The organism is Terriglobus saanensis SP1PR4, assembly GCF_000179915.2.
In the GTDB taxonomy this organism is placed as follows: Bacteria; Acidobacteriota; Terriglobia; order Terriglobales; family Acidobacteriaceae; genus Terriglobus; species Terriglobus saanensis.
In genome coordinates this window covers 2902859-2922561 of the sequence record NC_014963.1, presented here as the reverse complement: position 1 = coordinate 2922561, position 19703 = coordinate 2902859, and the positions used below count along the sequence as shown (strand labels likewise).

Below are 19703 nucleotides of genomic sequence, written 5' to 3'. Positions count from 1 at the left end.
TGTGAGGCCAGCCGGACAAGCGCTAAACCTTAGCGATGGCCGCCACGGGTTCAAGAACAACGGCTGTCACGCGCTCAATTTTTCTGGCCTTCACTTCCCAGGCAAGTCCGAGGAAGCGCAGCGCTGAGATGCCATACCAGTTGGGATCGAACTCGTACCACGCAAGACCATGACGAGAGGACTGCGGATGAGCATGGTGATTGTTGTGCCATCCTTCTCCGAACGTCAGCAAAGCTACCCAGAAGCTATTGCGAGAGGTATCGCTGGTCGGATAACGACGCGATCCCCACATGTGGGTGGCCGAGTTCACGAGCCAGGTCGAGTGAAGTCCCAGAACAGTGCGGAAGAAAATACCCCATAGAAGAAATGGCCAGCCTCCAACGGCAAGAAGGACCCCACCGAGAATTGTCATCGGCACCCAATGCCAACGGCTAATCCAGACATGAAATCTGTCCTTGCGAAGCTCGGGAACGAAGGGCGACAATTCGGCCGAATCATTGTGCATCGTCTGGCCCGTGAGTAGCCAACCAATGTGCGCCCAAAGTCCGCCATCTTGTGGAGAGTGCGGATCTCCTGGCTTATCGGTGTTCTGATGATGCATGCGATGAATGGCTACCCAGAAAATGGGTCCGCCTTCCAAAGCTAGCGTGCCACACACGGTGAGGAGATACTCCATCCACTTCGGTGTTTTATAGCCGCGATGCGTGAGAAGACGGTGGTACCCCATGCCGACTCCTACGCCTCCCGCAATCCACCAGAGAAACATGGAGACCGCGAAAGCTTTCCAGGTAAAGAAGAACAGGGCAGCGACGGCGCCGATATGGAATGCGACGATGAAAAATGTAGTGACCCAGACCACAGGCTGCTTAAACGTACGGTCGTGCCCAAGATTGTGCAGCATGTAATTGGCCTCGTTCTGTTCGACGAGAATTGGCGCCTGCGTGGATTGTTGGAACGCGTAATAGTTCTGTAAGGCAGCCGGGTTTTGATCGAATCATCGAATGTGTTCTACCGATAGAGTAGATCTACAAAATTTGGCGGAAACAAAATCCTTCAGACCGGATGTGGACAGCAAGCCTCCTTCTTCTGCTAAACTCAATAATGTCGTTGGGTTGGTCCCTCGGTGTCCAGATCGAACCGAAGTTGAACTCAATACCGCGATAAGATAGAACCAAGTGAAGTCGTCAAAATCTGCGAAACGCTTGATTTTATGTGACATAGATGATGAGTTTTGAAAATCTTGGGGACGTAGCTCAGTTGGTTAGAGCGCTGCCTTCTAACAGTCACTAAGAAAATAAAGTACTTACCTTCTTGGTGTCTGTTTTGGTGTCTGCTCTGATAGGCTAATGGCCTTACGAGGAGGAGATTCCAATGCCTGCTCTGATGCCCCGCAACCCCCATCGCAACGCTCCCGAATATGCGGATCGCGTTAACCTCATCAAGAAAATTAAAGTCGATAACGCCTGGCGTTTTGCTCCCGTCGTCACTGAAGCCAATGGACGGCTCAAGGACAAGGTGCGCGTCAACGGCCAGGTCGAAGTACACATCGAAGGCTCCTACTACATCGAGTGGTGGGTATCGGGACGCCGACTCCGCGAGGCGACGACGCGCGAAGATGCCATCGAGTGCGCCCGCCACAAGTCGGTCGAGCTTCGCGCCATCCGGGCAGGATTGATCGCCTCGCCGGAGCCCTCCCCTGTTGCCGAGGCAAAGACGCCTATCGGAGACGCCATTGACAACTATCTGAAGTACGTCAAGATGCAGCGGAAGAAGCGGACCTTTCTTACCTACCGCTACACCCTCGACGTTCTCCTGCGGGCTTCGTACAAAAGAAAGTACGCCGAGGATGCGACGCGGCAAGACGCCATCGACTTTATGACGTACTGCTACGAGCAGGGATTGGGAGCGCGTACCGTCTACGACAAGGTCGTGACGGTGCTCCAGCTCTTCAAGCGTCATGGCCGCGAGAAGCTGCTGGAAAAGGGCGACTGGCCCAGCTACGTCGATACCATCCGCCCGATCTACGAGCCGGAGGAGCTGACGGCGATGTTTAAGGTTGCGACCGAAGACGAAGCAGACATGCTCAAGTTCATTCTTGGCTCCGGCTTCCGCGACCAAGAGATTCGCTACGTCGAATACCTTGATCTCGACTCCAACCACGATCTTGTGCGCGTCACGGCGAAAAAGGAATGGGACTTTACACCGAAGAACTGGGAGGAGCGCGTTGTGCCCCTGCCTCATGTTCTGGTGGAGCGATTGAAGAAGAGGAAGGAGCGCAAGAATGCCCGGCCTCACGATCTCATCTTCGGCAACACCAGAAGCAATCCCGATAGCGAAATGGATATGGTGGTGAAGCGCGTCGCGGAGCGTGCGGGGTTGAACTGTGGTCGATGCGTGACAGAGCATGGCAACAAGTGTGAGGAAGGGCCGTATTGCATGAACTTCTTCCTGCACAAGTTCCGGCATACCTTCGCAACCAACCATCTCCGCGATGGCGTGGACATCCGCACTGTGCAGAGCTGGCTAGGCCACCGCGACATCAACTCCACGATGGTTTACCTCAAAGGCATCCGGTCGAAGGATGCCGCGCACAAGGTCAACAGTGGTGAGTTGGCGACGCTGGTGGCGTGAGCGACGCGGCTATACGAAGAAAAGCCTCCGTCTCGGAGGCTTTTCTTTGACTCCTGATCGCTCGATGTCTATTTGATGTCTATTTATAGATAGACATTTACCTGATGTTTGTATATCTACTAATAGTCAACAAGGCCATCTACGTTTCGCAACAAACGAATGGTGAAACTATGCAATGCGTTGACCAACGCCACGAGAAGGGCCAATGCGCTCTGGCCGTTTTCTGCCAGTAGTCTCGTCCGGCCCGTACTTCAGCCGAAGCCACTTGGCGACCTCCTGCGGATCGAAGCGTATTGCTCCGCCAACATGGAAACTCGGCAACGAGCCACGAGCAGCCATGCGATAGATGTGTTTGTCGTCCACGCCAAGCAACTCGCAGAGTTCCGCAACCTTCATGGCACCACTTCGGGCTTCCAGTTTTTCGATAAGGTTCACGCCGGGCCTCCAGAAGTCGGCCTTTCCCCATTACGTTCTTATCTCTGCGCCTTGCTGTCCAATACTTCTAAAAGATAGGGCAATCTGTTTTGCTTATGGGGCATGCGTCAAAGCGATAGTTGACGTTTTGGTTCGGAATGATTGACAATTTTATCCCGGCATCTTTGCGTACCTTCTTCGCTCATAGCCGGTAAGCGGTAGTCCGCACCGACGAGCAACGGAGGGTCCGCATGAGCATCGACGATCATCTCGAATTCCGCCTTCTCAAATATTTTGTAGCCGTCGTGGAAGCAGGTACTTTCACCGCCGCAGCCGTACGCCTTCATGTTGCTCAGTCTGCCGTCAGCACACAGATTCGGGCGCTTGAAGACGTTCTGAATGTCCAACTCTTTGACCGTGAGCACGGCTATGCGCTGACAGCCGAAGGTCGGACGATGCTGCGCTATGCGAAGTCGAGCCTGAAGACAAGACAGCGTCTCATTCAGACGTTGCAAGCCATCCACGCGGCAACCCTTCAGCCGTTGCGATTGGGATTCTCCCCCTTCGTTCAAAAGGGACTGCTGCACTCCGTTTCAGCGGTCTACAAAGAGGTGCTGCCGGACTGCGAGATGATGCCCGAAAGCGGCGACACCGATCAGGTCATAGACCGGATTCGGACGAATAAGCTAGACGCGGCAATCGTCACTCTGCCGATTGCCGGAGATGACCTGGAGCTACACGTTCTGGAGCGCGAACCTCTGCTGGTCTGCATGAGGAACACCGATCCTCTGGCGGAGTATGAGGCAGTAACTCCATCGTCTCTCAACAATAAGATCAGTATCTTTGCCTATCAAAAGCATCATCCCGCTGCCTATAGCCGCCTTCTGGAGATGTTCACCGCTGTCGGAATTACGACCCGTCCCTGTGAGCCAACGCACAACATCGAGCACATTCAATGGATGGTTAAAGAAGGTCACTGCTATTCGCTCATGCGTGCCGGACGCACGCTAATGAATGGGCTGGTAACGAGGCCAGTTGTAGGAGTGGATTGGACCATCGACACTGCGCTTGTGTTGCGCGCAGACAATGAGAACCCAGCGCTATTCTTGTTCGTCGAGGAGCTGACGAACCGCTTCTGGCAATCGGCCGAAATCCATGAGAAGAAGCCGCTCGCGTCGGGTCGTGTCCGGTCACACGGACGGAAGACCTCGGCTGAGAAAAACGACGATCAAATAGACCTCTTTACGGTCGGGGATAAGCGCAAATAGTAGCCCCATCTCAGAAAGAGATGGCCCTATGTCAAACAAGTATTGGACAAGTAGAAATTATCGACACTAAGCTCTGGCATATTCCCGACTGAGACCAGTCGATGGAGGTGCCGATGTCTTCCCAATGCAGTGTCGTAAGTCCCCGCAACACAGCCCACTCCCATTGCTCGCCTAGCAGGCGGCGAGCGCAACTCATTTCTCGAAAACTTATTCGTGCAGCGCAGGTGATGGGGCCAACGTTTGTTGCGCTCTCTCTGGCAGGCGCTGCGAGTGTTGCGCACGCCCAAGGAACGATGGACTTCTCTGGCGCAACCACTCTGATGACAACCTTCAAAACTTTTGCGGTATACGCTGGTGCCGTCATCTGTTTTGGCGGGCTCATCTTTGCGGGAATCCGCATGATGAGTGGACGATTTCAAGACGCTATTCCTGGTCTCTTCGGTGCTCTGTTTGGTGCCGGAGTCCTGGGATGGGGCGCGGGCTGGATCGGTTCTCTCACCGGACAGAACATGTGAGGGCAGCCAGCCATGACCAAGCGTGGAGAACCGCTACCAATCAATCAGGCCATGAACAGACCGAGAGCCAAACTTGGTCTCGACCTCACAGCATGGATGGCGATCGTCTTCGTCTGCGTAACGGTTTTCCTCGTTGGGTTTCGATTCTTGGCGATGATGGCTTTCCCCACGCTCGCTATCGCCGCGTGGCTCATCGTTCGTAAACACCCAAAGATGTTCCAACTATGGGGCCTGAGCCTCAGCCAGAAGTCCTACTATGACCCGCGCAAATACTGAGCAAATTAAACATACTCCGTGGTTCGCAAAGGCCGGAGCCGCGTGCAGCATCGTTCCGATTGCACGCTTCATCGGGCCGAATGTCTTTGCTCTCAAGGGCGGAGGCTATGGCTGTCTCTTTTCGCTCGATGGCATTGATGAAGAGGGTTTGACCGACCAGGAGCTTGACGCTCGGATGCGGTCGATTGAAGGCGCATTGCGCGGGCTTCCCGAAGGCTCGTGCCTGTATCAGTACACCCGCGTCATGTCCGGCTTTGAGTTGCCGCGCCAGAAGACATACAGCAACTCCGTCACACAGGTTTTCGTGGATGACCGGCTGGCCTTCCTAGAGAAGACGGCAGGCTTTCGGCGCATTGATCTCCATTGGTGCCTTGCGATGGAGCCATCGACACTGAAGGCGTTTGAGCGCAAGCCCCAAGAGAATGCCACCGACACATCGCGGATGCTCCTGGAGCTTCAGAAGACAGCAACGATCCTTGAAGGTCATCTCGGCGGCCTGCTAGGGCTACGGCGGCTCGACAAGAACGATACATTTCAAGTCTTCTCCTATCTCTTCAACCTAGAAGAGTGGGCCTTAGACTCGCAGCTCCGCGAGGACGCGGGGGTGGACCGGCAGATCGTCAGCAATCCCGTCACATGGCATGACGATCACTTGCGCGTGGGAAAACGGTACGTCCAGATGCTCTCTCTGAAAACCACACCGGAGGCATCCAGGCCGTGCCTTTTCTCCGGTCTGCTGACCCTCGATTGCGATAGTGTGTTGTGCTCGACATGGCGGCCCAAGTCCACCACAGCGGCCCGCAGCGAGATCGACGCGCAGGAGAAGTTCATCTCTTTTTTCAAGGTCGGCGTGTTAATCCGCGTGATGAGCGGACGTGACGCTGGCTCACTGGACACGGGTGCAGGTGCAAAAGCCGCCAACAGCAACGTCGATGACTTGAGCCTTGTCATCCGCGAACTGGATAAGAAGGCACAAGGCGAATACTCGCTTCGCTTGCTGCTCGCCGCCAACAGCGCGGAGCAGCTGCGGAACACTGCGCCCGCTGTGCATCGGATCTTCGTCGATGCGCGGGCGCAGGTGATCGAAGAGACGCTTGGCAATCTCTCTGCGTTCTACGCCATGTTCCCCGGTAATGGAAAATTCAACGTCTTCCCGATGTGGCTCTCCGAAGAGCACCATGCGCGACTCTCTTCTGTCTTCGCGCCACACATCGGCCACCCCCACTCCGAAGACCTGGATTTCGAGTACCTGAATGTCTTTGAAACCCGGACTAGGACACCGTTCTTTCAGGATGTGTACGTGGATGGTGTGCGCGTCATGCTCATCATCGGGCCAACCGGCAGCGGGAAAAGCATGATCGGCAACGCGACCGTTGCGCTCGAACAAAAATACGGCGGATTCACTTACATCTTCGACATTGGCGGCAGCTATGAGAGCGTCGTGGAGCTGTACGGCGGGCGCGTTGATCGCATCGGCAAAGATGGTCCTCGCGTCGCCTTGTTCTCCCTTGAGCCGACCGAAAGCAACATCAAGTTTCTGTACAGCTTCATCAAACTCCTACTAACCAACGGTGGCGCGGAGCTGGAGCCGGAAGACGACGATGTGATCCACAAGGCCGTGCAGGACATCTACCTGCTCGATCCGGAAAACAGGCGTCTATCGAATCTCTTCCTGCCTAAGAAGCTGGACCGTTACTTGTCAAAATGGGTTGGAAGAGGCGTTTACAGCGCCATCTTCGACAACATAGACGACAGCCTCTCGCTATCGCGTCTCCAGTGCTTCGACTTCCAGGGCGTCAATAACAAGCAATACGCCGACCTGATTGAACCGTTGATGGTCTGGCTGCTCAATCGCATCAATGGCGTGCTCTATGATCCCGCCAACCTCGGCGTGCCCAAGCACATTTTGATCGAGGAGATTTTCTCTTCGATGAAGAATCGCCAGTTGCTCGAAGGCGCTCTCGCTTCCATCAAGACCGTCCGTAAGAACCTTGGCGGCGTCACGATGATCGGCCAGTCTGCCGAAGACCTTGGTGAAAACGCCGACTCCATCGTGAATTCCTGTACATCGTTTCTCTTCCTGAAGGATGCAACGTTCAACCGGAAGCGGTATGCAGAACTGTTCAAGATGACCGAACAGCAGCTCGCTCTCTTTGAGAGCTTGCAGGATCGCGAAGCACTCTACATGCGCCGCGATGGACTCACCAAGGTTGTTCGCATGAACCTCGACGGGCGTAGCTATGCCACGTTCTCTACCAAACCCAAAGACCGGGTGCGCCGGTCGAAGCTAATTGCAAAGTACGGACTCACCGAGGGCATCACGCGGTTCGCCCAGGGTGAGTCTGCATAACCGAAAGGACCAGAGACAATGAAACCACCCATCCTCATCTTCGTCGCCTGTGGGCTTGCCTTAACCACCGTCGCCTCTGCCTCTAGTCCCACGACACCCGAGCCAAAGCACCTTCAGCCAAATGCGCCGCGCACCATCACCGTGTCGGAGGCCGACACGCCGCCTGTGGTTCGCGTCGGGTTGCTGCAATCGACGTTGATCCTTCTGCCCGCAGAAGAGAAGGTCGCCAATGTCTTTGCCGGTGACACGGTGGATTGGGTGTTTGACGGCGGGCACGTAGCCAGCCGCTTCATCAGCATCAAGCCGAAGTTGGCGAACAGCACGACGGATGTGCATATCGTCTCTGACCACGGAAATGAATACACGCTCCAACTACGTGAAATTTCCGGCGATGAAGATCTTCACTTCGATTCCAAAATCTTCATCACGCCCGGCGACAAAGCGGCAAAAGACAGGCTTGTTGAAATGCCCGTTTTCGTTCCAGTCGCCGAGTTGGACAAAGTGAAGCAGGAAGCAGCAGCGGCAAAAGCGGCTGAGGCCGCGACCCTAAAGGCTGAGCAGACAAAAGAGGAATCCTACCGGAGTCAGTATCCCGGCTCCTTGCACTTTGACTACACATGGGACAAGTCCAAGGGCAAAGGGCTTGGACTGCAGGCGATATGGCGTGATGACAAGTTCACGTATCTGCGAGGTCAGTTTCAGGAGACCCCCGCTCTCTACGAGGTAAAGGACAAAAAACCTTCCCTCATCAACTTTGATTTCGCAAATGGCCTCTATACCGTCCCAAAGGAACTGGACAACGGTTATCTCGCCATCGGCAAGCAGAAGGTCGAGTTCCATCGCACCCAGGAAGCGAGGTAGCCGTGCCCGAGCCGAATCAGAACGTCCCTGCGACCGTTCCCGAGCAGCCGGAGTCCAAGCCACCGCTGCGGAAGAGTATGCCGGTGGTCATTGCCCTGGTTGTCATCATCGGACTTATTGGCATCGCCAATCTCTCCAGCTTGTTGAGCGGCAACAAAAAGAATGCTCCAACCAGCGCGATGCCCATGCGCCCGGCAGCTCCGAATGCGCAACAGGTGAACAATTTCCAGTCGCAGCAGCAGTTGCAAGCACAGCGCGACGCGCAAGATCGCCAGCATCAACAGGAGCTGAATGCCGCCCTCCAGCAACTCCAGCAGACGGAGGGTGCTCCCGGTCCGGAGGCCGCAGGCGCGCCACCGATGACCACCGCGCAACGATCGGCGATCTATGGCGATAGCCCCAACGCTCCACAACGCACCTCCAACGTGTCACAGGCGCAGGCCGAGGCCAAGCAGAAGCAGCTTGCCAAGGAAAAGCAGCAGCAGGACGCGATCAACAGCGACACGCTGGCAATTGACTTTGAGCGTAACAGCCCCGCAACTCCCGCAAGTGCCGCGTCAGAGCCCGCTGCTACCGCAGCCGGCGGCGCGGCCCCTGTGAAGACTGCCAGCGTAGAAGCCAAGACGGACAGTAAAGGCAATGCGATGGCGAGGTATGACTTCGATACCTACGATGGGCGTCTTTATCGCATCTTCGAGGGCACGGTGCTTGAGGGCGTTGTCACCAATCACATTGACGGCGGTTTCAGCGGGCCGATCATGGTTTCACTGACCACCGACCTTTACTCCCACGATCACCAACAGCTTCTCTTGCCACAAGGAACGCGCTTACTTGGTGAAGTGCAGAGCGTAGGCAATGCCCAACAACGCAAGATGTTCGTGACCTTCCATCGCGCCATTTGCCCAGACGGCTTCTCACTTGAGTTCGCCAAGTACATCGGCCTCGATCAAATCGGCACAACCGGCCTTGCGACCAAAGTAGACCACGGCTACTTGCAGGCGTTCGCCGCCGCTGCTGCCATCGGCGGCTTGGGCGGGCTCGCGCAGATCGGGAACAATGGTAGTGTGCTGCAACCGTCCACTCAAATTCGGAATGGCATCTCTGAGCAGTCCGCTACTGAAGGCGAGCAGGTCTTAAATCACTTCCTGAATCGGCTTCCGATCATCACGCTCAAGGAAGGTTCCCGCGCCCGTGTGTACATCGGCACGGACCTGTCGATTCCCGCTTATGCAGAGCATCGGGTCGATCCCACGCTGTAAGAGGTGCCATTGAGATGAATGACCGTTATGAACATCTGTCCCGCAAATCGCAAGAAGCAAAGCGCGGCGGACATGACGCATGGGCCGTGCAGTCCACGGGCGAGAAAGTAGCCGTTGCTCTTGTACTGAATCGTGTCGATTGGCTCGCAGAGATCGGATACACCATTCCCGAGGCGATCGAACGCAGCGGCGCGGAATGGGTAACCATGATTCCCCAGGTTGCCCGCCAGCTAGGAGAGGAGGAATGAAAGCCATGCAGATTGTTACTTTCCATCATATTTGCCGAACCTTGGGAATCACCGCCGCCGCTGCGCTTGTCCTGGTACTTCTTGGGACAGAGACCGGCCGGAACGCGCTCGCGTGGGCCTACCTCCAGTCCACCGAGGTGATTACGAACGCGATACACATCCACACATTTCCCTTGGACAGGTTCGACCCGACTTGCCCTCAGTGCATGTAATTCAACCCAATCGCAGGAGGCGTTATGAAAGTCACACTGACTAACCGCCGCAAATGGCTCCTTGGAGCTGGCGCCGCATTGCTTCTCACCGCAACGCCGAGCTTCGCTATCTTCGGTATCGGAGATATTGTCTTTGATCCCACCAGCTACGCAAGCCTCGTGTCGCAGCTCACCACGCTTCAGACGCAGTACAACATGCTGAAGAACAACATCACGCATTTCTCGGTCAAACAACAGTGGCAGACGACGCTACACGCTCTTGAAAATGTAAACGTCGCCAATATGTTCGGTGAAACGGCGGGCATGAGCATTGCGCTCAATTCCAATTCACCGTCTGCCTCAACGACTGCTTGGAAGACGGCGACGGTGACGATGAACGGCAGTGCGCCTTCGTATCTTGCCGGTCAATCTCTCGGCAATGCGCGAATGTCACAGCTCGCCATGATCGAGACCGCCGATTCTGTTTCCCCGGAGTGCCTTACCGCTGTGGGTCAGTATCGTGCAGCCCGCAGCGAAAATGCCACGGCGAACAGCTCGTTGCTCTCACAGCAATTCGATGGCGGCGACAGCACCAACAGCGAAGTACAGCAGCTCAATCTTCTCAACGCATCCGAGGCGCAGAGGTTGAGCGAGATGCAGTCGCAAGGCACGCTTCATGCCTGCCTCGCCTCGCAGATGACAGTCGCCAATATGGAACGTCGCAACGCAGCCGTCGAAGACATGAATACTGCCGTCTTCGTCCAGCAGCAGCGTTCCGCCAATGACACCAGTGCGGCCAACGAATCGAACACCTGGAAGACTTACCTTCCATAACTGGAGAACACGATGTTGAAAGCGATCAACACCAAAATCCTCCTCGCCATTCTTGCAGCTCTGACGACTATCGGAGGCGTACTGACATACCAGCGGCATGAGGCGGCGAAAGCCGCCGCTGCCGCCACCAAAGCTGAGGCCATTCTTCAGCAACAACAGAAGGAAGCCGAGCAACGTAAGGCGGAGGATGAAGCGTTTCGGCAGCGCGTAGAGGCAGACAAGAAGAAACATAACTCCGCCGCCGCTCATGAAGGTAAGACCTGGCAGAAGTACATCCCCTAACCGTAACCGAGGGAGAGTAGCGATATGGTTTCCGTGGCTCTATTAGCGCTGGCGCTTCCAAGCGCAAGTTCGGGCGTCGATTGGCTGTACCAGTTCACCAACAATCTGACCAACCTCACCACCCAGAACGGTGGGGCGTTGACGCAGCTTGGACTCACGGAGCTGGCTTGCATCTCTCTCTTTACGCTTATCAGTCTGGTCATCAACTGGAATACCACCAGCATGACCTTTCGTTTTCATGCCCAGCCTGTCCATGCAGGTGATTTGGTCAACTTCCTTCTTCGGCTCATCATCTGCTGCCTACTGGAAAACTATTGGGTTAATCCGTTCCCCGGCGCGAGCTTCGGCATCAATCACTTCTTCAGCTACATCGCTCAGGCTATGGTTGCCGCCTTCGATCAAAACTCCCTGGACAATCTCCTCCAGCTTTTGAAAACCGCTGGCGACAATACCGCGATGCCGTCGCTTATGGCTCCAGTTCAGATCCTTTGCTACTTCGTCGTGCAAGGGCTTCTCGGCATCGCGTCGGCGATCCTGTTCGTGATTAATTGCAGCGCTTTCATCCTTTATGGCGTTACCGCGCTATTCGGTCCTATCTTCATCCCTTTGCTGATGACCAAGACATTTCGAGCAAAGTTCTTTCACTTCCTCGACGTACTCATTAGCTTTGCGATGATCCGCGCCGTTGCCGCTGCGTTCATCTTCGTGTGGGGCGGCTTTATGAACGCCTTTATCCAACAGACCTTCAATGGAAATTATTCGATGGAGATGTGGCTTGCGAACCTGATCCCGTGCATCATGGTGTTTGTCGCGTTCATTGTGAACATGCTCTTCATTCCGAGCATGACTCAAGCCATCTTCGGTGGTGCGGCGGGAATGGCTGAAAGCATCACGAAAGTTGCTGGCACGGCTGCATCGCTAGGAATGTCAGGAGGAGGATAAGGCCCATGTTCGACTTCGCACTACAAGTCATGTTCATCCGTCGCATATTGCGCCTGCGAATCGTCAGATTGGCGATTGTCCTTATCCTCGTCGGTTCTGTTGTCGCCGGAGCTATCTACACCTACATGATCTTTCAGGCAGTAGAGCAAAGGAGCCATTCTCCCCATGTCCACACCCACAGTCCCCATTGATACATCCTTGACGCCGGGGCAAGTCCTGCTTACGGATCAGATCGGCAACGAGGTCTATGCCTCACACTATGCCGAACGCAAAGCCTACCGTCTCATCCTCGCCTGCGAAACCGTTCTGCTTTGTGGGGCGATGTGGTCGAGCTGGTCACTTGCCCATCGCCCCGTAGTGAACCGGTACGTTCGCATCGACGAGATGTACCGTGCGCAGGCCATCCAATACAGCGACCTGAATTACAGCCCGCGTGAGGGCGAAGTTCGGACATATCTGATGGATTGGGCGAACTACCGATATAGCGTCAGCCGCGACACCATCGCCAAAAAATATCCGCTCAACTACTACTTTCTGTCCGGCAATCTTGCCTCCCAGTTAATGACCGAAGACAACCAGAACCGCCTTGTCTCACAGGTCGTTGGCGGGCAGATCGAGCAGAGCGACGTGGAGGTGAAGAACGTCACCATCACATCCATGTCGCAGGAGACCGTGCAGGGCGCTGTCATGGCACGCGGTACGGCCCTACTGAGTTTGGACAAGCTCTACTCCCCGAGTCACTCGCGGGAGCCGAGGACGGAGCATTGGATGCTCAGTCTGACGTACTACCTGAATCCCAAACAGGTGAGTGACCAGGCCAAAGTCTACCCACAATATGAGTTCATCAATCCACTGGGATTGACCATTACAGAGTTCCACGAGAACCGTGTCTCCGTTGACCCAACTGCTCCCGGAGCCGCCGCAGCCACGGCAAACGGAGCGGCGCGGTGAGACTTCAGGCGTCAATCGAGGTGCGTCGAACATCCCTCGCGCGGGCCTGCCAGCGGAGGCTGGTGGCCTGCGCTTACGTGGGTGGATGTGTCTTGAGGCAGCCTTTCAAGGCTGCGCTATTCGGCGAGCGCGATTTCAACGTTTTTATCTGGGAAGACGGCGCGAATTTCGATGTATCCGCCAAGAGCGCTGACATAGTTACGCAGTGTTCCGAGTTTGACTTCGGCCCGCTTTTCGAGGCGGGAAACTTCGCTTTGCTCCATCTTCATAGCGACCGCGAGTTTTCCCTGAGTCATCTTACGGTCCTTGCGCAGTTCATCGAGCGTCATGCGTTTGAGGATGGCGTTGGCGCGCTTTTTTGCGCGGGCACGGCTGGCCGGAGTCATCAGCTCGTTGGCGATGCTGTCGTAGGAGAGGGTCTTGTTTGCCATAGTGTCCTTTCTCGTGTGCCGGATGCAGAGGCAGGTTTCCGTTTACTTCTTCAGCGTGTGCAGGTGTTCGCGGTAGAGTTCATCAGCTTTGCGAATCAACTTCTCGTAAAAGCCGCGCCGCCCATGCTTGTCGCCACCGATGAGCAGGATGGCGGAACGTTTCGGATCGAAGGCAAAGAATGCGCGAAGCGCCAGATGCTTGTCGTGCGCGGTGCGCAGCTCCTTCATATTAGGAAAGGCCGATCCCTTGACGGTATCGACGTAGGGCCGTGCAAGAACTGGGCCTTTTTCCCTAAGAAGATTTACGGCTGTATCGAACGATTCTCGTTCTTCCAGAGTGAGGGTCAGCATCCATTCCCGAAACTCAGGCGTTGCGCGAACCTCGTAAGCCATGAAGATATTATGAGGTGTGGCTCATATAACGTCAAGCTCATATCCTCCGTTGCGGCAGCAAGCAAGGATTGGGTGGTGGTTCGGTGAGCTTCGAGCTGATATTGCCGTTCTTTCCCGAAGAGTTGCGGGCGCTTCTGCTTGACCCATCAATCTCGGATTTGATGATTAATGGGACAACCGGCGTCTACGCGGATCGTGACGGTGTGGTCGAGCATATTGCGCTCTCCACGCCGTATACGAACGACCGCTTACAGGCTGCAATTGAGCGGGTTGCCCGCCTGCTTGGGCAAGACCTCACCAGCCAGAATCCCATCCTGAATACCCGCCTGCCGGACGGCTCCCGCGTCGCCGTCGTCGGCTCGCCATCTTCCATCAATGGCCCTACGTTAACCGTGCGCAAATTCAATCGCTGGTTTACGTCGGAGGAGTTGATTGCATCGGGAAGTTTGCCAGAGGAGATTCGGGATGCGGTCGTGGGGTTCATTGGAGAGCGGAAGAACGGCATTATCAGCGGCGGAACTGGCAGTGGGAAGACAACTTTGATGAAAGCCCTGCTGGACCATGTGCCATTGCGGGAACGGCTCATTGTGATCGAGCAGCCAGCCGAGCTAAAGATAACGCATCCGAACGCGGTTCGGTGGGAAGCAGTCGAGGCCATCCCCGGCCAGGTTGCGGTGACTCCGAGCCAGCTTGTCGCCGCCGCTCTGCGCCATCGTCCCGACCGCATCATCATGGGCGAGATACGCGACGAATGCGGCTACGACCTGTTGCAAGCCATGAATACAGGGCATGGCGGAACGCTTTCGACCATCCATGCAAAGTCCGCATGGGATGCCCTCAATCGGCTGTCCGATTTGGCCCTGAGTGCGCGGGCCAATCTCAACCACTCTTTCATTCGTTCGGAGACGGCCGAGGCCATCGACTTTGTACTGTACTGCGAGCGCGATCATGCGGGTCGACGCAGGGTACGCGAGCTTATTGCCGTGAAGGGGTACAGCCATGTAGACCAGTCCTTCGAGACAGAGGACATCTACCGCGCTTCCTCTGCGGCAGCGGCAGCATGAGACGCGGATGGAACCGGAATCGTTATGGTACTTCACGCCCACAACCCGGAGCTGAATCGTTCAATTGGAAGGTATGCGCCCGCGTATGGCACGAGCAGCCTGAAGACGTTCGGTTTTCGGGGGGACTTGCGGCTCTTTGCGCAGCTCTTGGTGAGAATGAGTGAACCGCTCTTGCCAGTGCATAGCATCACCAGAAAGCGAGTGAAGAGGATTGTTCAGGCGGGTGTCTCCCATAGGTATCCCGCTTTCTGCACGGTCACGGCTTCGGGGTCTTACCGACGCCCGGCGGCAGGCTCGTTCTTCTGCTTCGGCTTGCGCCGCCTTCGGTTACGGTTTCCGTCTTCGACGGACCCTCCGTAAATGCAGAACTTCGGCCTTGGGAGTCGGACCCACTCGCTAGGCTCCGCCAGGTGTGACCCGAGCAGATCGGGAATTTCAAAACGGAGACACAATCATGTACCTGAACAAAGCAATCCTCATGGGCTTCCTCGGCGGCGATGCAGTCGTTCGCACCGGCAAAAACAACAAACCGTTCACCACGCTTTCCCTTGCAACCAAGGAGTCCTATAAGGACAAAGAGACCGGCAAGTACAACGAGCGCACCGAGTGGCATAACCTCATCGTCTTCGGCAAGCTGGCCGAGTTCGCAGGCAAGCTCAAGAAGGGCGCTCACATCCAAATCGAGGGCAAGATTCAGCACTCGGAATACAAGGGCGTGCAGACCGACACGATCCGGGTGACTTCCATCCTCAAGCTCGACCGCGCAGAGCGGGTTGCCGCCGAGGAAGAGTTCGATGAGATCACTGAAGAGGACGTGGCCGCATAGGCCATTTTCTTCATGCAGAAGCCCGGTGAAAGCCGGGCTTCTCTTCTGCTAAAGCCTCGCACGATCACGCTCGCAAGGGGGTGCCACGATGAGTCAAATTGCCGTCAGCTTCCTCAGACGTTGTTTCGCCCCGGAAGAGACCATCGCGATCCTGCTACGCAGGCAGGACGCCGCTGCTCCCATGCAACGAGTCGTGCGGTTGGAGCGGGTTTTGGAGACCCGGTATATGGCGTGGCTCTCTTATGAGAACCAGCATGGTCGCAACAATATCTATGTTGCTGCCAATCCTTTGCGCCCCGGTAGCCGGAAGCGGACCAAAGAGTGCATCGCTTCCGTCCGGCATCTGTACCTCGACATTGACACGGACGGGGATGCCCGACTCGCTGTGCTCCGTACATCGGATATGGTGCCGCCGCCCACCTCGGTTCTCTCCACGTCGCCCGGGAAATATCAGGTGCTTTGGAGGGTCGAAGACTTCCACTTCTCCCAGCAGGAACAGACTCTCAAGCTGCTCGCCATTGCCTTCGGCGGCGATCCGGCTTGCACGGATTGCAACCGTGTTCTCCGCATCCCCGGTTTCCTGAATCGGAAGTACTATCCAGCGTACCGAGTCACGGTCGAATATCCCGACGATTCCATCTGGACTCCCAATGACTTCGAGATTGATACGGGCGCTGTCGATGCCATGCTTTTCGCTCAGGAAATTCCTTCGCACAGGTCACTCGGAAAGCACAGCAATTCGGAGAGCGATTGGGCGTGGGTTTCCCATGAGCTTGCCAACGGCAAAGATGCCGTGAAGCTGACACGGGAGTTGGCTTCGCGGCGCTCCGATAAACCCAACCCTCTGTACTACGCCCAGCGCACCGTCGATGTTGCTTCGGCTCGGCTTTGGCTCATCGAAGGCGTCGGCATTGAGGACGTGATTACGATGCTCGAATCCCGCCGTCGCTCCGAGCTTCCCGCCGCGCTTTGCTTCGCTCGTGCGCGGGAGATTGCAGTCACGGCACAACGCATGATTGCCCATAACAAGTCCGCCTGATTTCACACCCGAAGGAGAATGCAATGCCACTGCTAGAAGTCACCCAAACCCGTCGTCTTAGTGCCTCCATTCGGCTTACTGATACGACCGCTACTCAGGTCGATCAGTATGCCGCTTTCATCCGTGCATCAGCCGATGATGTCGTGGAGCAGGCGCTCGCTTATGTGTTCTCTAAAGACCGCGACTTTCAGGAGTTCCTGAAGTCGCCGGAAGCACAGCGGATTACGCCGACGCTTCGTGTTCGTCGCGCCACTGCCAATGATGCTGCTGAACCATCCATAAAGAAGTCGGTTTCTGCTGCATCTTCGACAACCCAAACACCGGCAGTTGTGGCGGGATCAAAGGCATGATCCTCCATCAACATCCCTGGCAGTACCAAAGCGGTGCTACGCACCGGGAGTATCTTGACACTCCACCCCTTACAGGTTCGTGCTGGAGCGCTATAAGGCGCTCTGGTACTACGACGGCAAACAAAAGACTTACGACGCGCAGAGCGCTTCGAAGCGCCTTGGGGCGCTTCGGGCGCTCTGACCTTCCGAGGAACTTTCGATGATCCTACTAGATGAAACGAAACTCGCAGAGAAAGCCGTCAAGCGCGCTGGCTATCGCCTCAAGACTGCTGGAACAAAGCTCAACACAGAGGAGCTTGCGGCGCTCGATAAGCATTGCCGGGAGATTGGGAAAACGCCCGGCGAGTTTATCCGCGACCTCATTCTAGCTGAGTTGGGCCGAACAGAGAACGAGAGCGGCGTCAACGATCACACGCTGACTGAGGTTTTGGGTGTCCGTCTTCTGCTCGTGAATGTTCTGCGACCGCTCGCCGCAGGACAGAGCATGCCGGTCGAAGCCTTCGACAAACTGCTCGACCAGATCAGCAATTTGAAACACGAAATGGCCGGAAAACTCCTGGCCGAAGGAAGGAGATAAGGCAATGGCAAAGACTACGTGGGGACGCAAAGAAACAATCATCTGGCCACAGAACCGGCCCATCTATACCTATGGCGCGATCTTCGCCGCCATCGTTCTAACGCTTCTGTCTGTGTATGGCCGCCTGCGGTTGATTGGTACGCCCTTGCAGCGGTTCTACACGCCGGTTTATGTTCGTACTTCCATCTTCGGATCATTTAGCCGCACGCACCGCAGCCAATACCGGATGCTCTTTCTGGCCGGACGTGGCATCAAGCCGAGCCCAGCCATTAATGATGATGTAGTGCGTGGCAAGACCGTGGAGCTTGAAGGCCGAATCATCCCTCTGGCCCTTTCTTCGGTTGCGCTCCAGCATGGTGACGACTTGCTCTTTCGCGGCCCGGTACGAAGCTACGTGGACGCCCGGTTGTGCGACTACCTCAAGGTGTCTATCTATAAAGGTAACGACCTGTCCACCCTCTTGAAAGCTCCGCTACTTTGTGGCGCGGGCCTCTTTCTGGTACTCCTGCCGTTCGCCGTCACGATGGACGTGAAGCGGCAAAAAGAATTGAAGTACGGGCGGCGACTGAAAGGTCCGGAACGGCTCACGCCGCAGGAGTTCAATCGGACCGTCAAGGGTACGGGCATTGGCTTCAAAAGCGATGGCATGAAAGAGATGATTCGGATTCCTGCAAAGGCCGAAGCACAGCACATGCAGATCATCGGGGACACCGGCGCGGGCAAGTCCGCGATGCTATTTCAGGTGCTCCGTCAGGTCCGTGGGCGGGACGATTCGGCCATCGTGTATGACCCGGCACGCGAGTTCGTGAAGCGGTTCTACGATCCATCGCGGGGTGACGTGATCCTGAATCCTCTGGACAAACGCTGCCCCTATTGGGGGCCAGCCGAGGAGCTGCGCAGCCGCTCTGAAGCAAAGGCCCTCGCCGCATCTCTCTTCCAGCCGCCGCAGGATCGGAAGGGCGAATTCTTTATAGAGTCGCCGCAGAAAATCTTTGCCTTCCTGATGGCCTATGGGCCGACGCCGGACGAGCTGGTGCAGTGGATGTCGAATCCCGATGAGATAGACCGCAGGCTCCAGGGTACAGAACATGCCCACCTGATCGACCCGCGAGCCCATCAACAGCGTGCGGGTGTTCTCGGCTCTCTCGGTCTCGTGGCGGACAGCTTACGTTTGCTTCCAAAGAGAGAGGAAGGCAATGGCGCATGGACGGCAACCGAGTGGGCCGAGAAGCGGCAGGGTTGGGTTTTTATTACCTCGCTTCCAGCCGAGCGCGAAGCTCTCCGACCATTGCAAAGTCTGTGGATTGACTGGCTTGTTTTACGGCTGTTGAATGAGCCGACCAAAGACCAGAAGCGTGTCTGGTTTGTGATCGACGAGCTGGCCAGCTTGCAGAAGTTGCCCCAGCTTCATACCGCGATCACCGAAGGCAGAAAGGGCCAGAACCCGGTCGTGCTTGGCTTCCAGGGCAAAGCTCAGTTGGAGTACCTGTATGGGCATCTGGCCGAGGTGATGCTGTCGCAGCCTGCGACCAGTGTCTGGCTGACGACGAAAGAACCGAATGCAGGCGAATGGGTGTCGAAATTCATCGGCAAGGTCGAGATCGAGCGTCTACGCGAGACGCACTTCGACGGCACACGAGCCGGTCATAACTTCACCATCGAGCGGCAGGTTGAGCCGCTTGTGTTGGAGTCGGAAATTTCCGGCCTGCCGGATCTTCATGCCTTCATGAAATATCAGAACTACGTGACCTTCTTTTCATTCCCGTACTTCGATATGCCCGAGATTGCCAAGCCTTTCGAGCTACGCGAGCGCAAGGACGACAAGCTGCCTTACGACCCGAAAACCGTGCGAAGTCACAGGCCGCTCACGGAATTGAAACAGGAACCAGAAGCATCCGCTCCGGCACCCATCGAGCCTGTTGCCTCGGAAGCGATCGAGCCGGAGATTTCCGCTGTCCCGGCTGAGCACGAAGAACAGAATGTGATTACGCACGGTTGAGG

The 19703-nt window shown here is 56.1% G+C and carries 22 protein-coding genes; 18 read left to right on the top strand and 4 right to left on the bottom strand.

Annotation, left to right across the window (positions count from 1 at the left end):
• Positions 1-22 precede the first annotated feature (22 nt).
• Positions 23-901, bottom strand: a complete 879-nt coding sequence (locus ACIPR4_RS11970; protein WP_013568923.1) for an acyl-CoA desaturase — start codon at positions 899-901, stop codon at positions 23-25.
• Positions 902-1371: 470 nt separating this feature from the next.
• On the opposite strand from ACIPR4_RS11970, the gene ACIPR4_RS23395 reads away from it, so the two are divergent.
• Entirely contained in the window at positions 1372-2631 is a 1260-nt protein-coding gene (locus ACIPR4_RS23395; RefSeq protein WP_013568922.1) for a tyrosine-type recombinase/integrase, read from the top strand.
• Positions 2632-2799: 168 nt separating this feature from the next.
• Here ACIPR4_RS23395 and ACIPR4_RS11960 read toward each other — a convergent pair whose 3' ends face one another.
• Complete coding sequence (locus ACIPR4_RS11960; protein ID WP_013568921.1) at positions 2800-3066, bottom strand: helix-turn-helix domain-containing protein; 267 nt, start codon at positions 3064-3066, stop codon at positions 2800-2802.
• Between the two features lie 230 nt (positions 3067-3296).
• Here ACIPR4_RS11960 and ACIPR4_RS11955 point away from each other — a divergent pair, with 230 nt between their 5' ends.
• The 11 genes from ACIPR4_RS11955 to ACIPR4_RS11895 all read left to right on the top strand — a co-directional run bounded on the left by ACIPR4_RS11955 (position 3297) and on the right by ACIPR4_RS11895 (position 13022).
• A complete protein-coding gene (locus ACIPR4_RS11955; RefSeq protein ID WP_013568920.1) occupies positions 3297-4313 on the top strand; it encodes a LysR family transcriptional regulator in 1017 nt (338 codons plus the stop codon).
• A gap of 113 nt (positions 4314-4426) precedes the next feature.
• Positions 4427-4828, top strand: coding sequence for a hypothetical protein (locus ACIPR4_RS11950; RefSeq protein ID WP_013568919.1), 402 nt, complete (start codon positions 4427-4429; stop codon positions 4826-4828).
• Between the two features lie 12 nt (positions 4829-4840).
• Positions 4841-5104 carry a VirB3 family type IV secretion system protein gene (locus ACIPR4_RS11945; RefSeq protein ID WP_013568918.1) on the top strand — a complete coding sequence of 88 codons (264 nt, stop codon included), beginning with the start codon at positions 4841-4843 and terminating at the stop codon, positions 5102-5104.
• A complete protein-coding gene (locus tag ACIPR4_RS11940; RefSeq protein ID WP_013568917.1) occupies positions 5085-7454 on the top strand; it encodes a VirB4 family type IV secretion system protein in 2370 nt (789 codons plus the stop codon). The genes ACIPR4_RS11945 and ACIPR4_RS11940 overlap by 20 nt, the downstream gene beginning before the upstream one ends.
• A gap of 18 nt (positions 7455-7472) precedes the next feature.
• Positions 7473-8315, top strand: a complete 843-nt coding sequence (locus ACIPR4_RS11935) for a TrbG/VirB9 family P-type conjugative transfer protein (RefSeq protein ID WP_013568916.1) — start codon at positions 7473-7475, stop codon at positions 8313-8315.
• Between the two features lie 2 nt (positions 8316-8317).
• Complete coding sequence (locus tag ACIPR4_RS11930) at positions 8318-9574, top strand: TrbI/VirB10 family protein (RefSeq protein ID WP_013568915.1); 1257 nt, start codon at positions 8318-8320, stop codon at positions 9572-9574.
• Positions 9575-9588: 14 nt separating this feature from the next.
• Entirely contained in the window at positions 9589-9822 is a 234-nt protein-coding gene (locus ACIPR4_RS11925) for a hypothetical protein (protein ID WP_013568914.1), read from the top strand.
• 236 nt (positions 9823-10058) lie between these two features.
• Complete coding sequence (locus ACIPR4_RS11915; protein ID WP_013568912.1) at positions 10059-10847, top strand: hypothetical protein; 789 nt, start codon at positions 10059-10061, stop codon at positions 10845-10847.
• Positions 10848-10859: 12 nt separating this feature from the next.
• Positions 10860-11129, top strand: a complete 270-nt coding sequence (locus ACIPR4_RS11910; protein WP_013568911.1) for a hypothetical protein — start codon at positions 10860-10862, stop codon at positions 11127-11129.
• A 24-nt stretch (positions 11130-11153) separates the two neighbouring features.
• Complete coding sequence (locus tag ACIPR4_RS11905; protein WP_013568910.1) at positions 11154-12071, top strand: type IV secretion system protein; 918 nt, start codon at positions 11154-11156, stop codon at positions 12069-12071.
• Positions 12072-12236: 165 nt separating this feature from the next.
• Entirely contained in the window at positions 12237-13022 is a 786-nt protein-coding gene (locus ACIPR4_RS11895) for a VirB8/TrbF family protein (RefSeq protein WP_013568908.1), read from the top strand.
• Between the two features lie 116 nt (positions 13023-13138).
• Here the strand turns inward: ACIPR4_RS11895 and ACIPR4_RS11890 are convergent, their stop codons facing one another.
• Both ACIPR4_RS11890 and ACIPR4_RS11885 read right to left on the bottom strand, forming a co-directional pair.
• Entirely contained in the window at positions 13139-13453 is a 315-nt protein-coding gene (locus tag ACIPR4_RS11890; protein ID WP_013568907.1) for a helix-turn-helix domain-containing protein, read from the bottom strand.
• Between the two features lie 42 nt (positions 13454-13495).
• Positions 13496-13846, bottom strand: a complete 351-nt coding sequence (locus ACIPR4_RS11885; protein ID WP_013568906.1) for a type II toxin-antitoxin system RelE/ParE family toxin — start codon at positions 13844-13846, stop codon at positions 13496-13498.
• Positions 13847-13929: 83 nt separating this feature from the next.
• Here ACIPR4_RS11885 and ACIPR4_RS11880 point away from each other — a divergent pair, with 83 nt between their 5' ends.
• From ACIPR4_RS11880 to ACIPR4_RS11855, 6 genes are all read left to right on the top strand, one after another.
• Positions 13930-14910: a TadA family conjugal transfer-associated ATPase gene (locus tag ACIPR4_RS11880; protein ID WP_013568905.1), complete on the top strand. Its 981-nt coding sequence runs from the start codon at positions 13930-13932 to the stop codon at positions 14908-14910.
• A gap of 454 nt (positions 14911-15364) precedes the next feature.
• Complete coding sequence (locus tag ACIPR4_RS11875; RefSeq protein WP_013568904.1) at positions 15365-15736, top strand: single-stranded DNA-binding protein; 372 nt, start codon at positions 15365-15367, stop codon at positions 15734-15736.
• Positions 15737-15824: 88 nt separating this feature from the next.
• The gene (locus tag ACIPR4_RS11870; protein WP_013568903.1) at positions 15825-16775 is read left to right on the top strand and encodes a RepB family DNA primase; all 951 of its coding nucleotides are present in this window, start codon (positions 15825-15827) and stop codon (positions 16773-16775) included.
• Between the two features lie 23 nt (positions 16776-16798).
• Positions 16799-17125 (top strand): hypothetical protein, encoded by a 327-nt coding sequence (locus ACIPR4_RS11865; RefSeq protein ID WP_013568902.1) that lies wholly within the window; start codon positions 16799-16801, stop codon positions 17123-17125.
• 199 nt (positions 17126-17324) lie between these two features.
• Entirely contained in the window at positions 17325-17702 is a 378-nt protein-coding gene (locus ACIPR4_RS22745) for a hypothetical protein (RefSeq protein WP_013568901.1), read from the top strand.
• Between the two features lie 4 nt (positions 17703-17706).
• Entirely contained in the window at positions 17707-19701 is a 1995-nt protein-coding gene (locus ACIPR4_RS11855) for a type IV secretion system DNA-binding domain-containing protein (protein ID WP_013568900.1), read from the top strand.
• Positions 19702-19703 lie beyond the last annotated feature (2 nt).

Coding starts and splice junctions, on each gene's coding strand:
- ACIPR4_RS11895 (WP_013568908.1), top strand. CDS start 12,237: ATGTCCACACCCACAGTCCCCATTGATACATCCTTGACGCCGGGGCAA.
- ACIPR4_RS11925 (WP_013568914.1), top strand. CDS start 9,589: ATGAATGACCGTTATGAACATCTGTCCCGCAAATCGCAAGAAGCAAAG.
- ACIPR4_RS11970 (WP_013568923.1), bottom strand. CDS start 901: ATGCTGCACAATCTTGGGCACGACCGTACGTTTAAGCAGCCTGTGGTC.
- ACIPR4_RS11870 (WP_013568903.1), top strand. CDS start 15,825: ATGAGTCAAATTGCCGTCAGCTTCCTCAGACGTTGTTTCGCCCCGGAA.
- ACIPR4_RS11855 (WP_013568900.1), top strand. CDS start 17,707: ATGGCAAAGACTACGTGGGGACGCAAAGAAACAATCATCTGGCCACAG.
- ACIPR4_RS11955 (WP_013568920.1), top strand. CDS start 3,297: ATGAGCATCGACGATCATCTCGAATTCCGCCTTCTCAAATATTTTGTA.
- ACIPR4_RS23395 (WP_013568922.1), top strand. CDS start 1,372: ATGCCTGCTCTGATGCCCCGCAACCCCCATCGCAACGCTCCCGAATAT.
- ACIPR4_RS11915 (WP_013568912.1), top strand. CDS start 10,059: ATGAAAGTCACACTGACTAACCGCCGCAAATGGCTCCTTGGAGCTGGC.
- ACIPR4_RS11910 (WP_013568911.1), top strand. CDS start 10,860: ATGTTGAAAGCGATCAACACCAAAATCCTCCTCGCCATTCTTGCAGCT.
- ACIPR4_RS11885 (WP_013568906.1), bottom strand. CDS start 13,846: ATGGCTTACGAGGTTCGCGCAACGCCTGAGTTTCGGGAATGGATGCTG.
- ACIPR4_RS11890 (WP_013568907.1), bottom strand. CDS start 13,453: ATGGCAAACAAGACCCTCTCCTACGACAGCATCGCCAACGAGCTGATG.
- ACIPR4_RS11950 (WP_013568919.1), top strand. CDS start 4,427: ATGTCTTCCCAATGCAGTGTCGTAAGTCCCCGCAACACAGCCCACTCC.
- ACIPR4_RS11940 (WP_013568917.1), top strand. CDS start 5,085: ATGACCCGCGCAAATACTGAGCAAATTAAACATACTCCGTGGTTCGCA.
- ACIPR4_RS11865 (WP_013568902.1), top strand. CDS start 16,799: ATGCCACTGCTAGAAGTCACCCAAACCCGTCGTCTTAGTGCCTCCATT.
- ACIPR4_RS11935 (WP_013568916.1), top strand. CDS start 7,473: ATGAAACCACCCATCCTCATCTTCGTCGCCTGTGGGCTTGCCTTAACC.
- ACIPR4_RS11875 (WP_013568904.1), top strand. CDS start 15,365: ATGTACCTGAACAAAGCAATCCTCATGGGCTTCCTCGGCGGCGATGCA.
- ACIPR4_RS11905 (WP_013568910.1), top strand. CDS start 11,154: ATGGTTTCCGTGGCTCTATTAGCGCTGGCGCTTCCAAGCGCAAGTTCG.
- ACIPR4_RS11945 (WP_013568918.1), top strand. CDS start 4,841: ATGACCAAGCGTGGAGAACCGCTACCAATCAATCAGGCCATGAACAGA.
- ACIPR4_RS22745 (WP_013568901.1), top strand. CDS start 17,325: ATGATCCTACTAGATGAAACGAAACTCGCAGAGAAAGCCGTCAAGCGC.